3 protein-coding genes are annotated in these 2,565 nt (G+C 31.8%); 2 read left to right on the top strand and 1 reads right to left on the bottom strand.

Features of this window, described 5'->3' with window-relative positions:
• The coding region (locus SPD90_RS14235) for a class II fructose-bisphosphate aldolase (RefSeq protein WP_320925663.1) at nucleotides 1–219 on the bottom strand (219 nt) is incomplete at its 3' end.
• Nucleotides 220–445: 226 nt separating this feature from the next.
• Between SPD90_RS14235 and SPD90_RS14240 the strand changes: the two genes are divergently transcribed.
• Both SPD90_RS14240 and rlmD read left to right on the top strand, forming a co-directional pair.
• Nucleotides 446–1,168: a pseudouridine synthase gene (locus SPD90_RS14240; RefSeq protein ID WP_320925664.1), complete on the top strand. Its 723-nt coding sequence runs from the start codon at nucleotides 446–448 to the stop codon at nucleotides 1,166–1,168.
• 34 nt (nucleotides 1,169–1,202) lie between these two features.
• On the top strand, nucleotides 1,203–2,564 hold the full coding sequence (rlmD, locus tag SPD90_RS14245; protein WP_320925665.1) for a 23S rRNA (uracil(1939)-C(5))-methyltransferase RlmD: 1,362 nt from the start codon (nucleotides 1,203–1,205) through the stop codon (nucleotides 2,562–2,564).
• Nucleotide 2,565 lies beyond the last annotated feature (1 nt).

The following is a 2,565-nucleotide window of genomic DNA, read 5'->3' on the forward strand; positions in this document are numbered from 1 at the left end:
TAATTCTTCTAACATACCTTCAACCATTCCGACAACAGTTTTATATCCACCCATATATTTTCCTGCACCTTCAGAAACACCTAATATAACTGGTGAATTATTTTCTTGTGCAGTTAATAATATAGCTTTTGTCCATTCTAAGTTGTTTATATTAAATTGACCTACAGCATAGTGTCCTTTTTTTGCTTTTACAAGCATATCTTTAGCAGAAACTAACATTTTGTACCTCCATAAATTAAAAAATAGTTAAAAATTTACAACACTTACCCATCAATTATATTATATACTTAAAAGGTAAAAAGGTACAGATGTAAATTTATAAAATTTATTAAATATGAACAATATATATTTAAATAGTATGTTGTATTTTGATGTAAAATAAGAAAAAATGACTTATTAAATATAAAATAATATATATTATATAAAGAAAAAAGGAGGAAAAGGGTTGCCTAAAAAACAAAGAATAGACAAGATATTATCCAATCTAGGATATGGGAGTAGAAGTGAGTTAAAAAAATTATGTAAAAATGGATTAGTGAAAGTAAATGGAAAGGTAATAAATAATCCAGGGGTTCAAGTCGATGTGGAAAATGACGAGATATTTTTTGATGGAGAGAAGGTAGTTTATAAGGAGTTTATATATTTGATGTTAAATAAACCTGATGGGTATATATCAGCTACATTTGATAAGAGAGATCCGATTGTTTTAGATTTAATAGATAAACAGGATTTAATTTTTGAGCCTTTTCCAGTTGGAAGACTTGATAAGGACACAGAGGGATTGTTAGTGCTTACAAATGACGGTCAGCTAGCACACAGGGTATTATCACCTAAGAAGCACGTTCCAAAAACTTATTACGCTAAAATTGAAGGAGTCGTTACTGAAGAAGATGTGAAGGCTTTTGCTGAAGGTGTCATATTAGATGATGGATACGAAACTATGCCAGCAGAGCTTGAAATACTAAAAAGCGACGAGATTTCAGAGATAGAGCTTACAATTCACGAGGGAAAATTTCACCAAGTTAAAAGAATGTTTGAGAGTGTAGGCAAAAAAGTGGTATACTTAAAAAGACTGTCTATGGGCAAACTAAAATTAGATGAAGGTTTAGCTCTTGGCGAGTATCGTGAGTTAACTGAAGAAGAAGTTAAGATGATTGAAGAAAGATAATAAAATTAAAATAGAAAGCACGGAGGATTAATTAGTGAAAAAAAGAGAGATAATCGAATTTGAAGTAGATAAAATGGAATTTGGTGGCACGTCTTGCACTAAAATGGGTAAAAGAGATATCCACATGAAGGGCGGAATTACTGGTCAAAAGGTAAAAGCCTCAGTAAAAAAAGTAAACAGCAAAAAAGCAGAGGTTAAATTAATGGAGGTATTAGAAAAATCTCCACTAGAAACTGTAGAGCCTTGCAAGCATTTCGGTCAATGTGGAGGATGTACAATTTTATCGCTTCCATACGAAAAACAATTAGAGCTTAAAAAACAACAAGTTCTAGAATTATTTGAAAGCCATGATATTAAAGATTTTGAATTTTTAGGAATAGAAGGAAGTCCAAGTAACAAACTATATAGAAATAAAATGGAATTCACTTTTGGAGATGAAATAAAAGCAGGACCTCTAACTGTAGGTATGCATAAAAAAGGAAAATATTTAGATATAGTTACAGTTGATGGATGTATGTTAATAGACAAAGATTTTATAAAAATATTAACATCTACAGAAAGCTTCTTCAGAGAAGAAGGTCTACCTTATTATAGAGGAAACAACCACTTAGGATATTTAAGACATCTAGTTATCAGAAAAGGTATCAAGACTAATGAGATGATGGTGATGGTTGTTACAAGCTCACAAGAAGATTACGATATGACTAAATATAAGGATATGCTACTTGGATTAGATTTAGAAGCAGATTTAGTTAGTGTAATTCACTGCATAAATGACAATCTAGCAGATGCAGTTAAATGTGACGAGCTTAAGGTTATATATGGAAGAGACCATATATATGAAGAATTATTAGGACTTAGATTTAAAATTTCTCCATTCTCATTCTTTCAAACAAATACATTAGGAGCTGAAAGATTGTATTCTATAGCTAGGGATTTTGTCGGAGATTATAATGACAAGGTACTTTACGATTTATATAGCGGAACAGGGACTATTGGACAAATTTTATCTGAAAAGGCTAGAAAGGTATATGGAATTGAAATTGTAGAAGAAGCGGTTGTGGCTGCTAATGAAAATGCTAAATTAAATGGATTGACTCACTGTGAGTTTATAGCAGGAGATGTGGCTAAGACTGTGAATAGCTTGAAGGAGAGACCTGATATTATAATCGTGGACCCTCCAAGACCAGGTATTCATAAGGATGCTGTTAGAGATATAGCTAGATTTGGAACTGATGAGATAATTTATATATCTTGTAATCCTAAGACTTTGGTTGTGGATTTACAGGGATTTGAGAGTTATGGATATAAGGTTGAGAAGGTTAAGTGTATGGATATGTTCCCTAATACTCCGCACGTGGAGACAGTATGTTTGCTATCAAGAAAAGATAAATAGG

Origin of the sequence: Intestinibacter sp. (assembly GCF_034113885.1) — a bacterium.
GTDB lineage: Bacteria > Bacillota > Clostridia > Peptostreptococcales > Peptostreptococcaceae > Intestinibacter.